Annotated in this window: 20 protein-coding genes; 16 read left to right on the top strand and 4 right to left on the bottom strand. The window is 71.7% G+C overall.

Annotated elements, in window-relative coordinates:
• Window positions 1-33: 33 nt before the first annotated feature.
• From GA0111570_RS10985 to GA0111570_RS10975, 3 genes are all read left to right on the top strand, one after another.
• Complete coding sequence (locus GA0111570_RS10985; protein ID WP_092610746.1) at window positions 34-1,113, top strand: mannose-1-phosphate guanylyltransferase; 1,080 nt, start codon at window positions 34-36, stop codon at window positions 1,111-1,113.
• A gap of 46 nt (window positions 1,114-1,159) precedes the next feature.
• Window positions 1,160-2,002: a hypothetical protein gene (locus tag GA0111570_RS10980; RefSeq protein ID WP_092610743.1), complete on the top strand. Its 843-nt coding sequence runs from the start codon at window positions 1,160-1,162 to the stop codon at window positions 2,000-2,002.
• Between the two features lie 308 nt (window positions 2,003-2,310).
• Window positions 2,311-2,574 (top strand): WhiB family transcriptional regulator, encoded by a 264-nt coding sequence (locus GA0111570_RS10975; protein ID WP_092610740.1) that lies wholly within the window; start codon window positions 2,311-2,313, stop codon window positions 2,572-2,574.
• 217 nt (window positions 2,575-2,791) lie between these two features.
• Here the strand turns inward: GA0111570_RS10975 and GA0111570_RS10970 are convergent, their stop codons facing one another.
• A complete protein-coding gene (locus tag GA0111570_RS10970) occupies window positions 2,792-3,244 on the bottom strand; it encodes a metallopeptidase family protein (RefSeq protein WP_092610721.1) in 453 nt (150 codons plus the stop codon).
• 97 nt (window positions 3,245-3,341) lie between these two features.
• On the opposite strand from GA0111570_RS10970, the gene GA0111570_RS10965 reads away from it, so the two are divergent.
• From GA0111570_RS10965 to GA0111570_RS10920, 10 genes are all read left to right on the top strand, one after another.
• Entirely contained in the window at window positions 3,342-3,749 is a 408-nt protein-coding gene (locus GA0111570_RS10965) for a DUF3499 domain-containing protein (protein WP_092610718.1), read from the top strand.
• A gap of 43 nt (window positions 3,750-3,792) precedes the next feature.
• The gene (locus GA0111570_RS10960) at window positions 3,793-5,178 is read left to right on the top strand and encodes a phosphohexomutase domain-containing protein (RefSeq protein ID WP_092610715.1); all 1,386 of its coding nucleotides are present in this window, start codon (window positions 3,793-3,795) and stop codon (window positions 5,176-5,178) included.
• 121 nt (window positions 5,179-5,299) lie between these two features.
• A complete protein-coding gene (locus tag GA0111570_RS10955; RefSeq protein ID WP_092610712.1) occupies window positions 5,300-5,524 on the top strand; it encodes a Trm112 family protein in 225 nt (74 codons plus the stop codon).
• A 38-nt stretch (window positions 5,525-5,562) separates the two neighbouring features.
• Window positions 5,563-6,591 carry an SIS domain-containing protein gene (locus GA0111570_RS10950; RefSeq protein ID WP_092610709.1) on the top strand — a complete coding sequence of 343 codons (1,029 nt, stop codon included), beginning with the start codon at window positions 5,563-5,565 and terminating at the stop codon, window positions 6,589-6,591.
• 143 nt (window positions 6,592-6,734) lie between these two features.
• Window positions 6,735-7,664 carry a F0F1 ATP synthase subunit B family protein gene (locus GA0111570_RS10945; RefSeq protein WP_092610706.1) on the top strand — a complete coding sequence of 310 codons (930 nt, stop codon included), beginning with the start codon at window positions 6,735-6,737 and terminating at the stop codon, window positions 7,662-7,664.
• Window positions 7,661-8,158, top strand: a complete 498-nt coding sequence (locus GA0111570_RS10940; RefSeq protein ID WP_092610703.1) for a phage holin family protein — start codon at window positions 7,661-7,663, stop codon at window positions 8,156-8,158. The genes GA0111570_RS10945 and GA0111570_RS10940 overlap by 4 nt, the downstream gene beginning before the upstream one ends.
• Window positions 8,155-8,844: a DUF3618 domain-containing protein gene (locus GA0111570_RS10935; protein WP_092610700.1), complete on the top strand. Its 690-nt coding sequence runs from the start codon at window positions 8,155-8,157 to the stop codon at window positions 8,842-8,844. The genes GA0111570_RS10940 and GA0111570_RS10935 overlap by 4 nt, the downstream gene beginning before the upstream one ends.
• Before the next feature lie 173 nt (window positions 8,845-9,017).
• Window positions 9,018-10,445: an adenosylhomocysteinase gene (gene ahcY / locus GA0111570_RS10930; protein ID WP_092610697.1), complete on the top strand. Its 1,428-nt coding sequence runs from the start codon at window positions 9,018-9,020 to the stop codon at window positions 10,443-10,445.
• Window positions 10,446-10,455: 10 nt separating this feature from the next.
• Window positions 10,456-13,131: a circularly permuted type 2 ATP-grasp protein gene (locus tag GA0111570_RS10925; RefSeq protein ID WP_092610694.1), complete on the top strand. Its 2,676-nt coding sequence runs from the start codon at window positions 10,456-10,458 to the stop codon at window positions 13,129-13,131.
• A complete protein-coding gene (locus tag GA0111570_RS10920) occupies window positions 13,128-14,027 on the top strand; it encodes a transglutaminase family protein (RefSeq protein ID WP_092610691.1) in 900 nt (299 codons plus the stop codon). Before GA0111570_RS10925 ends, GA0111570_RS10920 begins: the two co-directional genes overlap by 4 nt.
• A 15-nt stretch (window positions 14,028-14,042) precedes the next feature.
• On the opposite strand, the gene GA0111570_RS10915 is transcribed toward GA0111570_RS10920, so the two are convergent.
• Window positions 14,043-15,683 (bottom strand): MFS transporter, encoded by a 1,641-nt coding sequence (locus tag GA0111570_RS10915; RefSeq protein ID WP_092610688.1) that lies wholly within the window; start codon window positions 15,681-15,683, stop codon window positions 14,043-14,045.
• 215 nt (window positions 15,684-15,898) lie between these two features.
• Between GA0111570_RS10915 and GA0111570_RS10910 the strand changes: the two genes are divergently transcribed.
• Complete coding sequence (locus GA0111570_RS10910) at window positions 15,899-16,486, top strand: TetR/AcrR family transcriptional regulator (RefSeq protein ID WP_175557454.1); 588 nt, start codon at window positions 15,899-15,901, stop codon at window positions 16,484-16,486.
• A 39-nt stretch (window positions 16,487-16,525) separates the two neighbouring features.
• On the opposite strand, the gene GA0111570_RS17685 is transcribed toward GA0111570_RS10910, so the two are convergent.
• Together GA0111570_RS17685 and GA0111570_RS10900 are read right to left on the bottom strand one after the other, a co-directional pair.
• Window positions 16,526-17,215 carry a hypothetical protein gene (locus GA0111570_RS17685; protein WP_092610682.1) on the bottom strand — a complete coding sequence of 230 codons (690 nt, stop codon included), beginning with the start codon at window positions 17,213-17,215 and terminating at the stop codon, window positions 16,526-16,528.
• Window positions 17,212-17,472 carry a DUF3039 domain-containing protein gene (locus GA0111570_RS10900; protein WP_092610679.1) on the bottom strand — a complete coding sequence of 87 codons (261 nt, stop codon included), beginning with the start codon at window positions 17,470-17,472 and terminating at the stop codon, window positions 17,212-17,214. The genes GA0111570_RS17685 and GA0111570_RS10900 overlap by 4 nt, the downstream gene beginning before the upstream one ends.
• 121 nt (window positions 17,473-17,593) lie before the next feature.
• On the opposite strand from GA0111570_RS10900, the gene GA0111570_RS10895 reads away from it, so the two are divergent.
• Both GA0111570_RS10895 and GA0111570_RS10890 read left to right on the top strand, forming a co-directional pair.
• Window positions 17,594-19,399 carry a DEAD/DEAH box helicase gene (locus GA0111570_RS10895; RefSeq protein WP_092610676.1) on the top strand — a complete coding sequence of 602 codons (1,806 nt, stop codon included), beginning with the start codon at window positions 17,594-17,596 and terminating at the stop codon, window positions 19,397-19,399.
• A 43-nt stretch (window positions 19,400-19,442) separates the two neighbouring features.
• Window positions 19,443-20,429 (top strand): RDD family protein, encoded by a 987-nt coding sequence (locus GA0111570_RS10890; protein WP_092610673.1) that lies wholly within the window; start codon window positions 19,443-19,445, stop codon window positions 20,427-20,429.
• Window positions 20,430-20,549: the final 120 nt, after the last annotated feature.

The raw sequence follows: 20,549 nt of genomic DNA, 5'->3' as shown, positions 1-20,549 counted from the left end.
GGCCACGGTATCCACATCCCCTAGGCTGGCGCCATGCGTCATGTGGTGATCGTTGCCGGTGGGTCGGGGACACGGCTGTGGCCGTTGTCGCGCAAGGGGATGCCGAAGCAGCTCCTGCACCTGGTGGAGGACAAGAGCTTGCTGCGGATCGCCTACGAGCGGGTCGCGCCGGTGGTCGGCGCGGACCACGTCTGGGTCTGCACCGGCCGGTCCTACCGCGACGTGGTGGAGGCCGAGCTGCCCGAGATCGATCCCTCCCACATCCTGGGTGAGCCGGTCGGGCGGGACTCGCTGAACGCGATGGCCTGGCCGACCGCCGTGCTGGACCGCCTCGACCCCGAGGCCACCGTCGCCGTGGTGACGGCGGACCAGATCATGCGCCCGGACGACACCTTCCGGGAGCGGCTCGACGTGGCCTTCGAGGTCGTCGACGCCGAACCCGAGGCCCTGGTCACGTTCGGCGTCGTGCCGACCACCCCGCACACCGGCTACGGCTACCTGCACCGCGGAGAACCGGTCCCCGGCTTCGCCGAGGTCACCACGGTCCGCGAGTTCAGGGAGAAGCCCGACCGGGCCACCGCCGAGCGCTACCTGGCGTCGGGGGAGTACTGGTGGAACTCCGGGATGTTCGTCTGGCGGGCCGCCACCTTCCTGGCCCAGCTCCGGGTCCTGGCACCTGAGTCGTACAACATCGTCGCGGCAATCGCCGAGGATCCCGGGCGGGTCGACGAGCTGTTCCTGCAGGCCCCCAAGATCAGTGTCGACTACGCGATCATGGAGCCCGTCTCGCGAGCCGGAGGTCCCTCCCGGGTGCTGGTCGTGTCGCTGCCGATCCAGTGGTACGACATCGGCGGCTTCCCGGCCCTGGCGGACCAGCTGCCGCACGATGCGGAGGGCAACGCCGGCGAGGGGCCGGTGGTCCACCTGGACAGTCGCGACACACTGGTGATCAACCGGACCGGGGACGGTCACCTGGTGGCCACCGTCGGCCTGTCGGACATGGTGGTCGTACGGACCGCGGACGTCACGCTGGTGTGCCCCAAGGGGGACACCGAGCGGATCAAGAGCCTCGTCGCCGCCGTACGGGAGGAGGCAGGGGAGTCCTTCGTCTGACCTGCCGCCGACCCACCCTGATCGTCCTTCCCCCAGGAGAGTGCTGATGCCCGATGTCCTGACAGAGGTGCGCAAGCGCCGCGGACCGTTCACCCGGATCGTGATCGGGCTGGTGGTCGCCTGGCTGGTGCTCGGTGCGGTCCGGATCGGTTTCGCCATCCAGGGCGGGTTGGGGCCGCTCGAGGCTGCTGGCCGCCATGCCCAGGACTTCGTCTCGGTGCCGGTGCTGTTGGTGCTGCTGCTCTTCGTCGTCGCCGACGTCTGGGTCCGACCGCGCCTCGAGAACGCCCCCGCCCTGGCCGTCGCGGCCACCTGGGCGGCCTCGGTGGCGGTGGCGGTGTCGATCGGGGTCGGCATCGCCGGCCTGTGGGCCCCCCAGCTGCGGGGACCCGACCGGGCCATCGAGGTGGCCGACATCATCGTCTCCTCGGTCGTGCCGGTCCTGCTGTGCGTGGCGCTCGGGACGGTCACCGGCGCCGCACGGCGCGCGAGTGCCCAGGCCGGGCGAGCGGTCGAGTCCTCCGCGGACGCGCCCGCGGTCACGGCCGGAGCGGAAGCAGAGCAGGCGTCCGCAGCCGGGAGCGCAGGCGCTGCCGTGGACGGCTCCGCTCCGACCTGGGCGCCCGACGAGGCATCGGGGGCCGCTTGGACGACCGCCGCGGACGCAGCCCGTGGCAGTGGCGCGGCCTGGGGTGACGACAGCACGCCGTTCGGCTGGGAGCCGTCGACCTCGCGGCCCGGGCTCGAGCAGGGGCCCGCAGGACCGCCGGCCGCGGGGTCTGCCCCGGCTGGAGGGCCGACCGGCCCGACCACGCCGAACCGCCCCTCGGCAGCCCCCGGCCAGCTGGATCGCGGGCTCTGGGAGGGCTCCGGCCGGGACAAGGACTGACAGCGCACTGGGATCCGGTCGGATCCGAGGGTGTATTGCTGGGTCAGGGCCATCCGACACGCGGAATGTTGCCGAGATGTTGTGGATGGGCGTTGCGGAGCCTCGGGCCGATGTCGTAATGTCTGAAGGGCACCGTTAACTACATGCCTGTGATTCTGACGGCATCGAGTGCGATGCACCAGATGGACCACCGAGCAATGGCGCAGTGTATCCAGACACAATGGCCGGATTTGACGTCCGGCCATCTGTACAAAGCATCGGCTGTCCGACCCCCACGGGCAGTTCATCCGGGAAACCAGGAGGAACGCATGGACGAGTGGCTGACCGTCCTCGACGGAGGTGGGGACGAGGGAATTCTGGGCTGGCAGGAGCGCGCCCTCTGCGCTCAGACAGACCCAGAATCATTCTTCCCCGAGAAGGGTGGATCGACTCGCGAGGCAAAGGCTGTGTGCCAGTCCTGCGACGTCCGCTCCGAATGTCTCGACTACGCGCTCGCGAACGACGAGCGCTTCGGTATCTGGGGTGGACTGAGCGAGCGCGAACGTCGCAAGCTCAAGAAGAGCATCGTTTGAAGAAGTGCATCGTCTGAAAGGACGAATCGTCTGGAGCCGGCTTCCCCCCGCAGGGCTTCGTACGAGGACAGAACGACCCGCAGCACACATCGACTTGAAGCACGGCACGACCTGAAACGCAGCACGACCCCAGCAGAGAGAGGCACCCCGGCGGGTGCCTCTCTCTCGTTCTTCATCCTGGCGGGTTCAATCGTTGTCGTTCTTCATCCTGGCGGGTTCAATCGTTGTCGTCGGGCGTGGGGGAGCCCTCGGGGTCGATCTCCTCGGTCGGGAGTCCGGTGACGACGGACAGTTGCTCGACCAGGGTGCGGCGGACCAGGATCCGCAGGCCGTCCCGGGAGGCCGCCCGCAGCTGCAGCGGACGCCGGTAGACCACCACCTCGGCCGCCCGGCCGTCGGGTGACTCCACCGCTGCCGCGAGCGGGACGCTGTGGTGGCGCCAGGCCGCCGGCAGGTCGGGGACGTCCGCCATCGACACGCTGATCCCCTCCAGGGCCCGCGGGCAGCTCTTCGCGATCGTGGCGATCGCCTCGGCCAGGGCCTGGGCGAAGAACTCCCGGTCGTCGGGCCGGCGCGGCACCCGGACCGGGCGGCCGGTCCACCGGTTCGGCAACGCCATCGGCCCGCGCAGGCCACGCTGGTGGCGGTCACGTCGGCGGGGGGTGGGCATGTCGGCAGGATAGCCGCTGCCACCACCGGCAGGGGAGGCGCGACGACACGATCCAGGCAATCCACCCGGTCGTGTTTCGGAGGGGTACCGTTCAGGGGTGACGACCAGGCGGTGTACGCGATCGGGCTGCGGCAGAGCGGCGGTGGCGACGTTGACCTTCGCCTACTCCGACCAGCAGGTTGTCCTCGGTCCGCTGTCGGCGCGGGCGGACCCGGTGGCGTACGACCTGTGCCAGGAGCATTCCCAGCGGCTGTCCGCCCCCCGGGGGTGGGACGTGATCCGCTTGCCGTTGTCCGGGGAGCCGGACCAACGTGACAGTGACGACCTGATGGCCCTGGCGGATGCGGTGCGCCGCGTCGGCCTGGCCGAGGACCAGCCCTCCGAGCCAGGTGACTATGCCGAGCGCTCCGGGGTGCGTGAGGTTGCCCACAAGGGCCACCTGACCATGCTCAAGGATGCCGCCAACGAAGCCGGCTCGCATCGCGGCAAGCCGCGACGCAGCTGACGATCGGCTGCGCTGCGTCCCGCCAGGCGATAGCATCACGGCGATGCTCCAGGAACAGATATTCAAGGCCAACGACATCCGCGGCGTGACCACGGGGGACACCCCCGAGTGGGATGTCGCGGGTGCCACCGCGCTCGGCGTCACGTACGCCCGCCTGATGAAGGGGTTGGAAGACGGGCCGGTGGAGTTCGTCCTCGGCCGCGACATGCGGGACAGCGGTCCGGCGCTCGCGGCGGCCTTCGTCTCGGGTGCTCGCAGCGAGGGCGCCCGGGTGATCGATGCCGGACTCACCTCCACCGACGAACTGTGGTTCGTCTCCGGCTATCTCGACCTGCCGGGGGTGACGTTCACCGCCTCGCACAACCCCGCGAACTACAACGGGATCAAGTTCTGCCTGTCCGGGGCGCGCCCGGTGACCGCCGAGTTCCTCACCCGGCTGAGGACCGAGGCGATGGCCCTCGACGCCGCCGGTCCCGACCTCGCCACGGTGGCCGCCGCCGGAGCCAGGAACGGCTCCTACCGCGAGCAGGACTACCTCCAGGAGTACGCCGCGCACCTGCACTCCCTGGTTCCGCTGGACGGCATCCGCCCGCTCCGGGTGGTCGTCGACGCCGGCAACGGCATGGCAGGTCACACCGCCCCCAGCGTCCTCGGGCCGCTGGGGCTGGACCTCGACGTCCTCTATGGGGAGCTCGACGGCTCGTTTCCGAACCATCAGCCCAACCCGCTGGTGCCGGAGAACCTCGTCGACGCCCAGCGTCGGGTCGTCGAGACCGGCGCTGACCTGGCCTTGGTCTTCGACGGCGATGCCGACCGCTGCTTCGCGATCGACGAGACCGGTGCAGTCGTCGAACCCTCGGCCATCACCGCGATGATCGCCGTCCAGGAGTTGGAGCGCGAGCCCGGTGGCACCATCGTGGTCAACACCATCACCTCCGCCTCCGTGCCCGAGGTGGTCGCCGAGCACGGCGGGCACACGGTCACCTCCAAGGTCGGCCACACGTACGTCAAGGCGCTGATGGCCGAGCACAACGCCATCTTCGGTGGGGAGCACTCGGCCCACTACTACTTCCGCGACTTCTACTTCGCCGACACCGGCATGCTCGCCGGGCTGCACGTGCTCTCGCTGCTGGGCCACTCCGACCAGCCGCTCTCGGCGCTGGTGGAGCAGTTCGCCCGCCGGGTCCCCTCGGGCGAGATCAACTCCGACGTGGTCGACCAGCAGGCCTCGATGGACGTCGTCGCCGCGGCCTTCGACGGCCGCGGGAGCGCGGACCGGATCGACGGGCTGACCGTCAACGGTGCGGGCTGGCGCCTCAACCTGCGTCCCTCCAACACCGAGCCCCTGCTGCGGCTCAACGTGGAGGCCTCTGACCGGACCACGATGGAGTCCGTGCGCGACGAGGTGCTCGCACTGATTCGCTCCTGATCCCGGACCGGCCCGGGGACGCCGCAGGTGCGCATCCTGGCAGGGGCACGGTGCCGGGAATGCTCCTACACTGACGTACACGAACCGCCCGCCGACCCCGGCGGGCCCCGAGGAGGAACAGATGGCCGTCGACCTGGACCCGGCACTGCTCGACGTGCTGGCCTGCCCCAACTGCCATGCACCGCTGGCGGTGGACCACGACAAGAACGAGCTGGTGTGCACCGGCAACGGCTGCGGCCTGGCCTACCCGGTCCGGGACGGCATCCCGGTACTGCTGGTCGACGAGGCCCGCAACCCCCATGGCGCCGACACCGGCCACGGTGCCCCGGGCACCCAGGACCACTAGCCACCCGCGACCGGTCCCCCCAGGCGCAAGGAGACACCATGGCAGACTTCGACGACTCCCGACTCGAGGACCGTGAGGTCCTGCAGACGTACGACGCGGAGCTGCGCCGACTGGCCGAGTGCGGCGCCCGGTTGCGCACCGAGTGGTTCAGCGCCTCCAATACCGTGTTCGGACTGCGCGAGGAGGACCGGCCGCGTGCGGTCATCGCCGTCGGCTCGGAGGGTCGTCTGATCCGGGCCGTGCTGGAGCCGGTCTGCCCGGTCCCGTTCGTCGCCTGGCCCTGGCCGGGTCTGCCCGGCTGGGTCGGACCGCTCGACCTGGTCCTCATCCTCGCCACGGAGGGATCGGCTCCGGCCCTGATCGAGTCGGCCCAGGAGGCCACCCGTCGCGGCGCCCGGATCCTGATCGCCGCCCCCGAGGCCTCCTCGGTGGCGGAGTTCGCAGCCTCGCGCTCGACGACCCTGGTCGGGACCAGCACCGGGGACCCGCTCGCCGCCGCGATGCTGGTGCTGGCTGCCCTGCACGAGTTGCACCTGGGACCCCCGGTGTCGGTGGAGTCGGTCGCCGACGCCGCCGACATGGTCGCCGAGGCCGCGTCACCGTTCGTGGACCTGTCGTCCAACTCGGCCAAGGGGCTGGCCTGTGCCGTCGCCGACGCCCAACCCCTGGTGTGGGGCGGATCCGTGCTGTCCGCCCGCGCCGCGCGCCGGGTGGCCTCCGCCCTGCGGGCGGTGACCGGACGGGCCGCGCTCTCCGCGGATGCCGACGACCTGATCGCCGTCATCCGGGCGACCGAGCCGGTCAATCCGTTCGCCGACCCGTTCGAGGACGGCCCGAAGGCCGACCGGCGCCCGTGCCTGCTGATCATGGACGACGGCGAGTCCGGTGTCGACGTCGCCCGTGCGGCCACTGCCCTGCGGGTGGCCTGCGACCGGGTCGACGTACGCAGCGACACCCTTCAGGCCGGCGACGGTGAGGACCTGGCCCGCTACGTCACGCTGCTGCAGAAGGGACGCTTCGTCGCCGCCTACCTCGGCATCGGCCTGGGTGCCAGCCTCGACGGCTGAGCCGCTGCGACCGGCCCGGGTAACCCTAGGCCCAATGATGTGACCGGAGACACACCCGATGGGATGTTTTTTGTTGGGTCCATGAATCGACAAACTGTTCCTACCCGGCACCGCACGGTGCCGACGGCAGGAATGGAGACGCGATGACGACCCCGAATGAACCCACCCGCCCCACGGGTTACCAGACCGGCACCGCTCCCTACGATCCGACCGAGTCCCAGGCGTTCGGTGACCCCAGCGCCCAACCGGACGGCACCGGCTCGCTGGCCGGGATGGGCGCACCGGCAGGTACCGGCTCGCTCGCCGGGACAGGCTCACCAGCAGGCACCGGGTCGCGGTCCGGCGACAGCGGCTCGCTGGCGGACGCGGGGCGCGAGACCGCAGACAGCGCCCAGAACGAGGCCAAGAAGGTGATGTCGACCGTCGGAGACCAGGCATCGGAGGTGAAGGCCGAGACCGGTGCGCAGGCCCGACGACTCCTCGACGAGAGCGTCACCGAGGCCCGCACCCAGGCCGATTCCCAGATGACCCGCCTCGGTGGTCGGCTGCGAGAGCTGGCGGACGAGGTCCAGCAGATGGCTGCCGGCTCCGACCAGTCAGGACCGGCCACCCAGTTCGCCGGCGACCTCGCCGAGCGCGGGGGCCGGGCGGCCGACTGGTTGGAGCAGCACGGCCCGGACGAGGCGCTGGCAGCGGTCCGCCGCTACGCCCGGCGCAACCCGGTGAGCTTCCTCGCGGCCGCCGCGGGGGCCGGGCTGGTCGTCGGCCGTTTCGCCCGCGCACTGCAGGCGGGCTCGCCGGCCGAGGACAGCAACGCCCAGCTCCGCGGACGGTCTGCGTACGGCGAGCCCGGCTACCTCCAGCAGGGACCGGTGCGTGCCCAGACCGAGCCGTACGACCGGCTGGTGGAACCGACCACCGGCCCGGCCTCGGCCAGCGGGCTGACCGGGGAGAGCGGTTCCCTCGGCACCGGTTCGATGGGTACCGGTTCGATGGGTACCGGTTCGATGGGTACCGGTTCGATGGGGACAGGTCCCATGGATCCCGGTTCGATCGGAGACACCCGACGATGAGCCAGCCGAGCCAGTACAGCAGCCCACCGCCGCGAGCGGCCTCGGGCGTCACGCCGTCCGGCGCGACAGTGGAGCCTGCCCGCGTGCCCGGGGACGACCGGTCGATCGGCGAGATCGTCGGCGACCTGGGCGAGGGCCTGTCCACGCTCTTGCGCCAGGAGGTGGCCCTCGCCAAGGCGGAGGCCAGCGAGACGGCCAAGCGCGCGGGTGCCGGCGCCGGGATGTTCGCCGGTGCCGCGGTGGCAGCCCTGATGGTGGCCACGTTCGTCTCCCTGGCCCTGTGGTGGGTCATCGGACGCGCCATCGGCACTGCCGATGCCCCCGCCCTGGCCCCTTCGGGCCTGATCGTGGCGGCGATCTGGGCCGTGGTGGCCGCGATCCTCGCGGTTGTAGGCCGGTCCCAGATGAAGAAGGCGGCGGGCGTTCCGCAGACCAAGGAAACGTTGACCCAGATCCCTGATGCCCTCAAGGGCCACGAGGAGAACAACCGATGAGTACCAACGATCCCGACGAGATCCGCCGCGACATCGACCGGACCCGGGCGAACCTCAGCTACGACGTGAACGCGCTGGCCGACGAGGCGAGCCCCCGACAGATCGCCCGACGACAGGTCCGCAAGGTCCGCTCCGGCGCAGGCTCGCTGCGCGAGCGCCTCTTCGGCTCCGACGATGACGACATCTACTACGACGCGTACGGGTACGAGCGCTACCACGACACCGGATTCGGCTCCGGTGACACCTCGTCCGGGGTGTCGGGCATCGCCCACCAGGCCCGCGAGGGCGTGAGCGACGTCGCCCACGGCGTACGTGATGCCGCTGCCGATGCACCCCGCCAGCTGCGGCGCCGCACCCAGGGTGCCCCGCTCGCCCTCGGGCTGGTCGCGTTCGGCCTCGGTGGGGTGGTGGCAGCCCTGATGCCGGCCTCCGAGCCCGAGCGCCGCGCGGCGCAGCGGGTCAAGGAGCAGGCCGCCCCCCTCGTCGAGGAGGCCAAGGCTGTCGCCCAGGAGGCAGTGGAGAACGTCAAGCCCGTCGCCCAGGACGCGATGAGCTCCGTGCAGGAGACCGCGAGGTCCGGAGCCGAGACGGTTCGTGAGGACGCCCGGTCAAGTGCCGACACGGTGAAGCAGGACGCGGCCCGGGCCAAGGGGAACGTGACCGGCGGTCAGGGCCCCGGCTACTGACCCGCATGCCGATGGGCGATGGGCCTCCGGATGCCCCGGGGGCCCATCGCCCTGTCCGTCCCGAGCCGAGAGGCGCACCAACCATGAAGCACACGAGTCCCGACCCGACCGCCGTGACCGCGCCCGCGGCTGTGCCCCGAACCGGTCGCCGACACCGAGTAGCATTGCCCACCATGGACTACCGCGTCGCTGACCTTTCCCTGGCCGACTTCGGCCGCCGCGAGATCACCCTCGCCGAGCACGAGATGCCCGGGCTGATGGCGATGCGGGTGACGTACGGTCCCCAGCAGCCCCTGGCGGGTGCCCGGATTGCCGGCTCCCTGCACATGACCATCCAGACTGCGGTGCTGATCGAGACCCTGGTCGAGCTCGGTGCCGAGGTCCGCTGGGCATCCTGCAACATCTTCTCCACCCAGGACCACGCCGCCGCCGCGATCGCGGTCGGCCAGGGCACCACCGACGCCCCCAAGGGCCAGCCGGTCTTCGCCTGGAAGGGCGAGTCGCTGGACGAGTACTGGTGGGCCGCCACCCAGACCTTCCGCTGGCCCGACGGACAGCTGCCGACGATGATCCTGGACGACGGGGGTGACGCCACGCTGCTGGTGCACCTGGCCGCCAAGCACCAGGGCGCCGGCACCCTGCCCGACCCGGCCGATGCCACCAATGACGAGGAGCGCGCCCTGTTCGGCGCCCTGCGCACCTCGCTGGAGGAGGGCATCGTCGACTGGGTCGCCGTCGCCGGCAGCATCCAGGGCGTCACCGAGGAGACCACCACCGGTGTGATGCGCCTCTACCAGGCCGCCCAGGAGGGCAGCCTGCTGTGGCCCGCGATCAACGTCAACGACGCGGTCACCAAGTCCAAGTTCGACAACATCTACGGCGTGCGCCACTCGCTGATCGACGGCATCAACCGGGCGACCGACGTCCTGATCGGCGGCAAGGTCGCCGTCGTCTGCGGCTACGGCGACGTCGGCAAGGGCTGCGCCCAGTCCCTGCGGGGCCAGGGTGCGCGCGTCATCGTCACCGAGATCGACCCGATCTGTGCGCTGCAGGCGGCCATGGACGGCTACCAGGTCGCCACCCTCGACGACGTCGTCGGCATCGGTGACATCTTCGTCACCGCGACCGGCAACCTGGACGTCATCTCCGCCGAGCAGATGAGCCAGATGAAGCACCAGGCCATCGTCGGCAACATCGGCCACTTCGACAACGAGATCGACATGGCCGGCGTGGCCGCCTGGGACGGCATCAAGCGGATCACCATCAAGCCGCAGGTCGACGAGTGGATCTTCCCCGACGGCCACGGCGTCCTCGTCCTGTCCGAGGGGCGCCTGCTCAACCTGGGCAATGCGACCGGCCACCCCAGCTTCGTGATGTCCAACTCCTTCACCAACCAGGTACTCGGCCAGATCGAGCTGTGGACCAAGCACGACACCTACCCGGTCGGCGTGCACCGCCTGCCCAAGCACCTGGACGAGCTGGTGGCCCGGCTGCACCTGGACTCGCTCGGCGTCCGCCTGTCCAAGCTGACCCCCAAGCAGGCGGCCTACCTGGGCGTGCCCGTCGAGGGACCGTACAAGCCGGACTTCTACCGATACTGAGGACCTGGCGATGAGCCTGCCGCCGGCGGCCCCCGGTCCCGTACCGGGGGCCGTTCCCGGCCCGACATTCGACGAGCTGCGCACCCCGGACGGCACCCTGCGGGTCGGCTGGGACGAGCTGGCAGCCCTCGTCGAGGCGCCGTTGGACTGGGCGCGGCTGCAGGACGAGGTCGACCGCCGCCTGGCCGACGACAACGTGACGTTCCGGCCCTGGACCACCGACGAGGACGACGGGGAGGCCGGCGAGGCCCGGTTCGACGACGACGATGACGTCGACGAGCCCCAGCCGTGGCGGCTCGACCCGGTGCCCCTGGTGCTGCACTCCCGGGAGTGGCGCGAGGTGGAGCGGGGCCTGGTGCAACGCGCCGAGCTGCTGTCGGCGATCTTCCACGACCTGTACGGCGACCGCCGCCTGCTCACCGACGGAGTGCTGCCCCCCGAGCTGGTGCTCGGCCACCCCGGCTACCTGCGTCCGCTGGTCGGGGCCCGGCAGGCCGGGGGCCTGTTCATGGTCGGGGCGAGCCTCGGGCGCGCCGGTGACGGCGGCTGGCTGGTCGGCGCGCACCAGACCCAGGCGCCGGTCGGCGCGGGCTATGCGATGGAGAACCGTCGCGTGCTGTCCCGGGTTCATGCCGAGCTGTACCGCGAGGCCGACCTGGTCCGGCTGACACCCTTCTACCAGGCCATGCGTGCCGCGCTGGTCGAGTCCGGGCCCCGTGGCGTCGAGGACCCGCACGTGGTCGTCCTCACCCCCGGCACCCATGCCGCCACCGCCTTCGACCAGGCCTTCCTGGCCAGCCGGCTGGGTTTTCCGCTGGTCGAGGGGAACGACCTGGTCGTCCGGGACGGCCGGGTCTGGCTGCGATCGCTCGGCCGGCTCGAGCCGGTCGACGTGATCTTCCGCCACGTGTCCGCGCGGGCCACCGACCCGCTGGAGCTCCAGCCGGGGTCCCGGCTGGGGGTGGCCGGACTCACCGAGGTGGTCCGCCGTGGCGCGGTGTCGGTGGTGAACTCGCTGGGCACCGGCGTGCTGGAGAACCCCGGCCTGATGGCCTTCGACGACCGGATCTGCCACCACCTGCTGGAGGAGCCGCTCCGGTTGCCCTCCCTGCCGTCCTGGTGGTGCGGGGAGGCCGCCTCCCGCAGCCACGTCGTGACCCAGCTCGACCGGCTCCGCGTCGCCCAGATCGGCTCCGGCGAGGTCTGGGAGGGGTCTCTGCTGTCGGCGGAGGAGCGCGACACCCTGCGCCGCCGGGTGGAGGCCGACCCGCACCTGTACGTCGGGCACGAACCGCTGCCGCTCTCGACCACCCCGTCGGTGCGCGAGGGGCGCCTGGTGCCCGAACGCTTCCACCTGACCGGCTACCTGATCCGGCACGGCAGCACGTACGCCGCCCTGCCCGGCGGGCTGGGCGAGATCCGCACCGAGCCGGTCGCCGTCTCGTACGGCCCGCACACCGTCTCGGGCCGACCGACCAAGGACCTGTGGATCGTCTCCGGTGACGACCTGCCGCCGGCCTCCGGGGACGAGGGCGACATGGTCGCCGAGATGATCGCCGGCACCCGGGCGATGATGCCGCGCGTGCTGGACGACCTGTTCTGGATGGGCCGCTACGCCGAGCGCGCCGAGGACACCGTCCGGCTGGTCAGTGCCACCCACCACGTGCTGGTCGAGCTCAACATGGTCTCCCGACCAGGCTCGCCGGTCGACACCCTGCTGGACTCGCTGTACGCGATGACCACCACCCCGCGACCTGCCGACGCGACCAGCGTGCTGCGCCAACTGCGGACGCTGCTGGTCAACCGCTCCCGTCGCGGGACGGTGGCCCGCTCGCTGGCCCGGCTCAGCCACGCCGCAGACGGCGTACGCGACCAGCTGTCCTCCGACGTCTGGGTGGTGCTGGCCGGTGCCGAACGGGCCCTGGACCAGCTGCGCCGCCGCGGCCTCGACGACTCCAGTGCCCTGGGCGATGCGGCCGAGCACAGCCTGGTGGCCCTGCTGGCGCTGAACGGCATCACCGCGGAGAACATGGTCCGCGACGCCGGCTGGCAGCTGCTCGACACCGGCCGGGCCCTGGAACGGGCGATCCAGGTCGTCGGGCTGCTGCAGACCTGCTTCACCGTGCCCGCCCTGCGCCGCGGTGTCACCGCCGACGAACAGGGCCGCTGGTCGACACCGCCGGACCAGATGGTGCTGGCCGCGGCGATGACGGCCGCCGAGAGCGTGGTCACCCACCGACGCCGCCATGGCGGTCGGCCCGAGCTGTCCACGGCGCTGGACCTGCTGGTCTCCGACCGGACCAATCCCCGTTCGGTGGCCTTCCAGGTCGAGCGGATCGACGCCGCCCTGCGGCGGCTGCCGCACGCGCCGACCAGCGGGCGCCCGCAGCGCCTGCTCACCGACCTGGCCGAGCTCACCACCGCCACCGCCGTGCAGCGGGTCAGCCACGGGGAGCCCGCCGTGGCACCGCCGGCCCTCGACGAGACGGGGGTGGAGACCGTGCCGGTGGCGGCGCCGGGACCGAACCCGGTCCAGTGCGTCGATGGGTACCTCGTCGACCTGCGCTCGCGGCTGTTCAGCCTGTCGGAGGCGATCTCCGAGGCCTACCTGACCCGCGAGCCGCAGCCGCGCCCGCTCTGGGTCGCCGCCGACCTGCCGCCCGGGCCCGCCGGGAGCGGCATGTGAGGACCTTCCGGATCCGGCACGAGACGGCCTACCACTACGGCGGCCCGATCACCTCCAGCTACGGCCTCTACCACCTGTCCCCGCGCGAGATCGAGCGCCAGCACGTGCTCGGCCACCGGGTCGACGTCACCCCCGTGCCGGCCGACCGGTCCTCGTACGTCGACGTGTACGGCAACCTGCGCACCTGGTACCACGTGACCGAGCCGCACACCGACCTGGTCATCGTCGGCACCACCGACATCGACATCGGCCCCCAGTGCCTCGACGCCGACCTGCTCGCGCTGCCGTGGGAGCAGTGCCGGCCCGACCTGCGCCGCGACGTGCCGGACTGGTGGGAGGCGGTCGACTTCACCCTGCCCTCGCCGCGGGTGGACGTGCTGCCCCAGGTCGGCGAGTATGCCGCGCCGTCGTTCGGGAGGGCCCGGCCGCTGGGGGAGGCGGTGGAGGAGCTCAACCACCGCATCCACGCCGACTTCGCGTACGATCCCCGGGCCACGTCGGTGACCACCCGGGTGGCGGACGTGCTGCGGATCCGCGCCGGGGTCTGCCAGGACTTCTCCCAGCTGATGGTGGCCTGCCTGCGCTCGGTCGGGTTGGCCGGCCGCTACGTCAGCGGTTACCTGGCCACCGTCCCCGCGCCCGGGAGGCCACGCAACATCGGCGCCGACGCCACCCATGCCTGGGCCGGGGTCTGGGTGCCCGGCGCCGGCTGGTACGACCTGGACCCGACCAACGACCGGCCGGTCGACGAGTCGCACGCGACCGTCGCCTGGGGACGGGACTACTCCGACGTGGCGCCGGTCCGCGGCGTGATCTTCGGGGCCGGCGGGGGATCGTCGATGAAGGTCAGCGTGGACATGGCCCCGATCGAGCAGTCCACCTTCCCCGCGCCCTGATCGGGTTCCTCGGGCTCAGACCTCGAGCGCATCCTCGGACTGCTCGCGCCGGCGGCGGGTGGCCTCCTGCGGCATCTCGCGCAGGGCCAGCGTGGCCAGGAAGCCGAGGCCGAGGATGCCGGCGGCCACTCCCGTGGAGCTGCGCGCCGCCTGGACCAGGGCCTGGGAGGCCAGGCCCGCTGCACCGGCGGTGCGCGGGTCGGCCTGCAGGCCCGGGATCGCGGCGCCGATCGAGTCGTGCACGGCCGCGACCACCGGCATCTGCGCGGTCTGGGGCACGCCGGCGGCCTCCAGCCGGGAGGTCGTGCCGGAGGTGAGGGCACTGATCAGCAGGCCGCCGAGCAGGGCGACGCCCAGCGCCGAGCCGATCTGGCGGACCGTGGTGAGCATGCCGGAGGCCTCCCCGGACAGGCCGACCGGCACCTCTGCCAGCGAGACGTTGGTGACCTGGGCGGTCGCCATCCCCACGCCGAGGCCGTACCCGAACAGGCAGGCGCCCAGGGACCACCAGGTACCCGGCAGCAGGAGTGCCAGGGCGCCCACGGCCAGGGCCTCGACCAGCACGCCGATCTGCACCACCCGACGGGCACCGATCCGCTGGGTCAGCTGCGGAACCGCGGCCGACATCACGAACGTGCCCATCGCCAGCACCAGCATCAGCCAGCCGGTGCCCAGTGCGTCGTAGCCGAGTGCGCCCTGCGCCACCAGCGGCAGGGTGAACAGCATGCCGAACTCACCGAAGCTGATCACCAGGGAGGCGATCGCGCCGCCACGGAAGTTCCCGATCCGCCACAGGCCGAGGTGGGACTGGACCACCTGTCCGCGGCGCTCCCGCCGGTGCTCCAACCGGATCCAGACCAGCATCGCCGCGACGCCGCCGACGAGGGCGACGACGACGGGGGAGAGGGAGCCGTCTGACTGGCGCAGCCAGCCGTACCGGGACGACTCGACCAGGCCGAAGACGATCGCGGCCAGGCCGAGGGTGGCCAGCACGGTCCCGGTCCAGTCGATACCGCGTTGCAGCGTACGGTCCCTCGTCTCCGCCATGAAGCGGACCGCCAGGCCGACCGCGACCAGACCGAAGGGGATGTTGAGCCAGAACGCCCACCGCCAGCTCACGTCGGTCGCCAGCCAGCCGCCGACCAGGGGACCGACCGCAGCCATGCCACCGATCGCCGAGCCGTAGATGGCGAAGGCGATGCTGCGGTCCCGGCCCACGAACATCGCGTTGATCGTCGAGACGGTCGCCGGCAGGGCCATCGCGGCTCCGATGCCCTGGACCAGCCTGGCCGCGATCAGCATCCCCGGCGCGACCGCCCCGCCCGCGCCGAGGGAGGCGACCATGAACACCACGAGGCCGGCGACGAACATCATCCGCCGCCCGAAGAGGTCGCCCAGGCGTCCGGAGGTGAGCATCAGGGAGGCGAAGACGAGCGCGTAGACGGCGCCGATCCACTGGGCCTGGGTGGCGGACAGGCCCAGGTCGTCGATCACGACGGGCAGGGCGACGTTGGCGATGGTGGCGTCCATGATGATCAGGGACGTTCCCAACGCGATGGCTGCCATCGCCCACCACCGATGGGGTGTCAGGGCGCTGGCCGGTGCCGCGTCGGGGATCGGGATGGTGCCCCCGTGGGCGCCGATGGGATCGGACAAGGGATGCTCCCTGGTGGGGCCGCGCGTACGCGGCGAACCTGTTCGGGGTCCCGGACCGCAGACGCGGGACCCGTACTTCCTGGCACGGCGACCGTAACATGCCGACAGTCTGTCGGCAAAGTGTGGTGCAAGCCCGTCCCCTCCGGCTCCCCGACGCCGGAGGGGCCGAGAGGTTCTGCCCGGGAAGGTCAGGGGCTCCGTGGAAGAATGGTCCGGTGCCGAAGATCACAGCTGGAACCGTGGCGGAACACCGCGCCATGAAGGAGCGCCAGGTCGTCGGTGCCGCCGTGGAGCTGCTCACCGGTGAGGGACCCTCGGCCGTCACGCCGGCGGCCGTGGCCGAACGGGCCGGGCTGGCGCGCACGAGTGTCTACCAGTACGCACGGTCCGGGAACGACCTGGTCGCCCTCGCCGTCGAGGAGGTGTTCGTCCGCGTCAACGCGGCGCTCGCCGATGCGCTCGAGGCCGCCGGTCCTGATCCGGTCGACCGGCTGGAGGCGATCATCCGGACGGTCCTGCAGGGTGCGGCGGACGGCCATGCCCCCGACCAGTCGGTCGACGTCGCAGCGCTCCGCGATGGGCAGCAGGCGCGGCTCCGGCACCTGCACGATGACCTGATGGCGCCCCTCGCCGCGGCGATCCAGGGTGCCGGTGCCGAGGACGTGCCCGCGCTGACGGCGATCTCCTGGGGGGCGATCAACGGGGTCGTCCCGTTGATCGGCCACGGCATGCCGGTCGATCGGGCGGTCGCGCTGGTGGTGGCGTACGTCCGGGCGGGTGTCGCCTCCACAGCACGGGAGTGAGGTCCACCGGCAAGGTCGGTCAGAGCCGTCCGGCCCTGGTCAGGGGTTGACCTCGTAGCGCTCCCGGGCGAGGAAGATGCCGGCGCCGGTCACCGCCTGGGTGCAGCCGACGCCGTCGGGCCGGCTGGTGCACAGGACGTCGCCCATCCGGACCGACGTGCCGTAGGCGAGCGTGGGGATCGTGCCGCCGTCCAGTGGCTGGCGGATCGAATCGGTGTGGCACGCCACGGTGGCGTGGCCGCCGGGGTCGATGGCCAGGTCGTCATGGGCCTGCTGGCAACCCGCCGGTGCGGGCGGTGACCACGCCTTCTCCTGCGCGTCGCAGCGCACGGTGGAGGGCCCCAGCCGGCAGACGATATTGCCGGTGGGCGAGGCGAACTGGTAGGCCGGGCGGCCCGACACGTCGAGGGTCGCGTTCCCGCTCGGCGACGGGGTCGGCGTGACCGTACGTGAGGGGGTGGCCGTACGTGAGGGGGTGGGTGTGGCGGTCGGGGTGGCAGTGGCGGTCGGTGTGGCAGTGGGGGTCGCGGGGACTGCTGAGGTCGGGCTGGCGGCGGGGACCGGGCCGGTCGACACCACGGAGGGCGAGGGCGATGACCCCGTGCTGGGGCGGCTACCCGGAATGACCCCGAGCAGCAGCAGTCCCAGACCCGCCACCAGGGCAAGCACGAGCCCGGTAAGGGCGAACGCCGCGAGGTAGCGCGGCGATCGGGCCGGGCCGCCCGTCACTTACCGTCCTGCAGGGTCTCCCAGATCTCCTTGCACTCGGGGCAGACCGGGAACCGGTCGGGGTTGCGCGAGGGCACCCAGACCTTTCCGCACAGCGCGATGACGGGAGTGCCCATCACCATCGCCTCGGTCAGCTTGTCCTTGGGCACGAAGTGGGAGAAGCGCTCATGGTCGCCATCCTCGTAGCGGAGGTCCTCCTCCTGCTCGACGCGCTCGTCGACGAGGGTCTCGGCACCGGGGCTCAACTTCTGGCTCATGGGACGAGTCTACGTTCTGATCTCCGGGTTCACCCGCCGGCGTGGTGCCGTACGCGGGTGAGCCGGCGGCGACCTGCCGGCTCCCGGGCGATCAGGGGCGGGGCGCGCACGGTCGCCTACCATGGGGCCAGTGAGTGCCCGTCTCCCCGAAGCCCCTGACCTGCGGTCCCGTGGTCTGTCACCGGCCTATCCGGATCGGGCCGCGTGGGGAACCGTCAAGAACCTGCGCGCCTGGCAGGCCGCCGCCCTGCAGCAGTACCGCGAGGAGGAGCCGCGTGACTTCCTCACCGTCGCGACCCCGGGCGCCGGCAAGACCTCGTTCGCGCTGACGGTGGCGGCCGACCTGCTGAACCGGCGGATCGTGGACCGGATCATCATCATCACCCCCACCGAGCACCTGAAGACCCAGTGGGCCGGGGCGGCCGACCGGGTAGGCCTGCCGATCGACCCCGAGGGCACGGCCAAGGGCGGCGCGGCGGGCAAGCACTACGTCGGCACCGCCCTCACGTACGCCGGGGCCGCGGTCAACCCGAACGCGTTGCGGATCCGGATCGAGCACCACAACACGCTGGTCATCTTCGACGAGATCCACCACGCCGGTGACGCCCTGAGCTGGGGAGAGGCGGTCCGCGAGGCCTGTGAGCCGGCCCGGCGCCGGCTCGCCCTGACCGGCACGCCGTTCCGTTCCGACACCAACCCGATCCCGTTCGTCACGTACGAACCGGACGGGGAGGGCACGATGCGCTCGCACGCGGACTACAGCTACGGCTACGCGGAGGCGCTCGCCGACGGCATCGTCCGCCCGGTGCTGTTCATGGCCTACTCCGGCGACATGCACTGGCGCACCAATGCCGGGGACGAGGTCAGCGCGCGCCTCGGCGAGCCGATGACCAAGGACATGATCTCCCAGGCGTTGCGGACGGCCCTGGACCCGAGCGGGGCCTGGATCCCGGCTGTCCTGCGGGCGGCCGACACCCGCCTGACCGAGGTGCGCCAGACCGTGCCGGACGCCGGCGCGCTGGTGATCGCCAACGACCAGACCTCGGCCAGGGCGTACGCGCGGATGCTGCACAACATCACCGGCGAGAAGCCGACCGTCGTGCTCTCCGACGAGCCGAAGTCCGGGGCCAGGATCACCGAGTTCTCCGAGTCGAACGATCGCTGGATGGTCGCGGTGCGGATGGTGTCCGAGGGCGTCGACGTCCCCCGGCTGTCGGTCGGGGTCTACGCCACGATGACCGCCACCCCGCTGTTCTTCGCCCAGGCGATCGGACGCTTCGTCCGGGCGCGCTCGCGCGGGGAGACCGCCACCGTGTTCGTGCCCAGCGTTCCCAGGCTGCTGACGTTCGCCTCCGAACTGGAGGTGCAGCGCGACCACGCGCTGAAGCGGCGCTCCGAGGACGAGACGAACCTGCTGGCCGAGGCGCTGATGGAGCGCAACTCCCCGGACGCCGACCTGGACGGGGAGAAGCACCAGTACCAGGCCCTCGGGTCCGAGGCGGACTTCGAGAAGGTGCTGTTCGACGGTGGCGAGTTCGGCCTGACCACGATGGCGGGTTCGGCCGAGGAGCAGGAGTACCTGGGCCTGCCCGGGCTGCTCGACCCGACCCAGGTCAAGGACCTGCTGCAGCGCAGGCAGGCCGACCAGTTGGCGCGCAGCGAGGCGCAGCCCGCGCGGGGGATGGCCGACGATGCCGGCCAGGAGCGCAAGCAGGCGACCCACCAGCGGCTGCGCGCGCTGCGCAAGGAACTCAACTCGCTGGTCTCGGCCTGGAACCACCGCACCGACCTGCCGCACGGCGTGATCCACAACAAGCTCGTGTCGGTGACCGGCGGACCGCCCTCGGCGGCGGCCGACGAGGAGACGCTGGAGAAGCGGATCGAGCTGATCCGGCAGTGGGCGATCAGCGGCTCCGGACCCCGCTGAGCGCGCCCCGGGCCTAACCCGTCGGCCACGTAGGCTTGGGGTCGTGAACGACTACCCTGCCGACAGCCTCTCGACCCCGCCCGCCGTGCCGGCCGGCTGGTACCCGGATCCGGCCGACCCGGCCCGCCAGCGCTACTGGGACGGCGGCCAGTGGACCCAGTACACCAACCCGGCCTCGGGTGAGGAGCAGGCCTACGGCCAGCAGGCCGGCGCCGCGTACGGGCAGTACGGCCAGCAGGGCGGGCAGGCCTACGGCCAGGGTGCGCAACCGTACGGCCAGCAGGGCGGGCAGGCCTACGGCCAGGGTGCGCAACCGTACGGCCAGCAGGGTACCCAGCCCTACGGCCAGCAGTACGGCCAGCAGCCGTACGAGCAGCGCGGCGTCTCCCCGTACGGGCAGCAGTCCGGCCCGACCCAGCCCTACGGCTGGGGCTACGCTGCCGAGCGATCGGGTCCGACCACCGAGGACGGGGTGCCGCTGGCCGGCTGGTGGCTCCGCCTGATCGCCTTCGCGATCGACTCCATCCTGCTGGCCCTGTTCACCAGTGTGGTCACCGCTCCGCTGATGGCGCCCTACACCACCGCGCTCACCCAGTGGATGGACGACATCCTGCGCGAGGCCATGCAGGGCACCCTCTCCGGGGACCTCGCCTCGGTGCTGGGCGGCATGCCCCAGCCGATCGGGGTGATGGGCTTCTGGCCGGCGCTGCTCGGCGTGCTGGCGCCGATGGCGGTCTGGTTCCTCTACTACACGCTGCTGACCCACTTCCGGGGCGCGACCCTGGGCAAGACCATGCTCGGCCTGCGCGTCGTCCCGGTCGGCAAGGGCCGCTCGACCGAGCGCCTCGGCTGGGGGGTCGCCGCACTGCGTGCCGCCGTGTGGGTGGTGCCGCTGCTGTCCTCGCTGGGCACCGCCTTCAGCTTCCTCACCCTGTTCCGCTACCTGGACGGACTGTGGGCCGCCTGGGACCGCAAGCGTCAGGCGATCCACGACAAGGTGGCCCGCACCCAGGTGATCCGTACCCGCTGATCCGCCTCGGCAGGGTTAGCGTCCGGCGCGCGGAGTCCTCCCGCTGATCGGTCGGGGCAGCCGCTAGGGTGGAACAGCCGCCGGCGGCGGCCTCTCCTCCCTCCTCCCGCCCACCGTTCT

This window comes from Raineyella antarctica, assembly GCF_900092135.1.
GTDB lineage: Bacteria > Actinomycetota > Actinomycetes > Propionibacteriales > Propionibacteriaceae > Raineyella > Raineyella antarctica.
This window is presented reverse-complemented; position numbering and strand designations above follow the sequence as displayed.

Excerpts from the sequence above, each read along its gene's own strand:
- GA0111570_RS10985 (WP_092610746.1), top strand. The coding sequence starts at position 34 with ATGCGTCATGTGGTGATCGTTGCCGGTGGGTCGGGGACACGGCTGTGG.
- GA0111570_RS10980 (WP_092610743.1), top strand. The coding sequence starts at position 1,160 with ATGCCCGATGTCCTGACAGAGGTGCGCAAGCGCCGCGGACCGTTCACC.
- GA0111570_RS10975 (WP_092610740.1), top strand. The coding sequence starts at position 2,311 with ATGGACGAGTGGCTGACCGTCCTCGACGGAGGTGGGGACGAGGGAATT.
- GA0111570_RS10970 (WP_092610721.1), bottom strand. The coding sequence starts at position 3,244 with ATGCCCACCCCCCGCCGACGTGACCGCCACCAGCGTGGCCTGCGCGGG.
- GA0111570_RS10960 (WP_092610715.1), top strand. The coding sequence starts at position 3,793 with ATGCTCCAGGAACAGATATTCAAGGCCAACGACATCCGCGGCGTGACC.
- GA0111570_RS10955 (WP_092610712.1), top strand. The coding sequence starts at position 5,300 with ATGGCCGTCGACCTGGACCCGGCACTGCTCGACGTGCTGGCCTGCCCC.
- GA0111570_RS10950 (WP_092610709.1), top strand. The coding sequence starts at position 5,563 with ATGGCAGACTTCGACGACTCCCGACTCGAGGACCGTGAGGTCCTGCAG.
- GA0111570_RS10945 (WP_092610706.1), top strand. The coding sequence starts at position 6,735 with ATGACGACCCCGAATGAACCCACCCGCCCCACGGGTTACCAGACCGGC.
- GA0111570_RS10940 (WP_092610703.1), top strand. The coding sequence starts at position 7,661 with ATGAGCCAGCCGAGCCAGTACAGCAGCCCACCGCCGCGAGCGGCCTCG.
- GA0111570_RS10935 (WP_092610700.1), top strand. The coding sequence starts at position 8,155 with ATGAGTACCAACGATCCCGACGAGATCCGCCGCGACATCGACCGGACC.
- ahcY (WP_092610697.1), top strand. The coding sequence starts at position 9,018 with ATGGACTACCGCGTCGCTGACCTTTCCCTGGCCGACTTCGGCCGCCGC.
- GA0111570_RS10925 (WP_092610694.1), top strand. The coding sequence starts at position 10,456 with ATGAGCCTGCCGCCGGCGGCCCCCGGTCCCGTACCGGGGGCCGTTCCC.
- GA0111570_RS10900 (WP_092610679.1), bottom strand. The coding sequence starts at position 17,472 with ATGAGCCAGAAGTTGAGCCCCGGTGCCGAGACCCTCGTCGACGAGCGC.
- GA0111570_RS10895 (WP_092610676.1), top strand. The coding sequence starts at position 17,594 with ATGGGGCCAGTGAGTGCCCGTCTCCCCGAAGCCCCTGACCTGCGGTCC.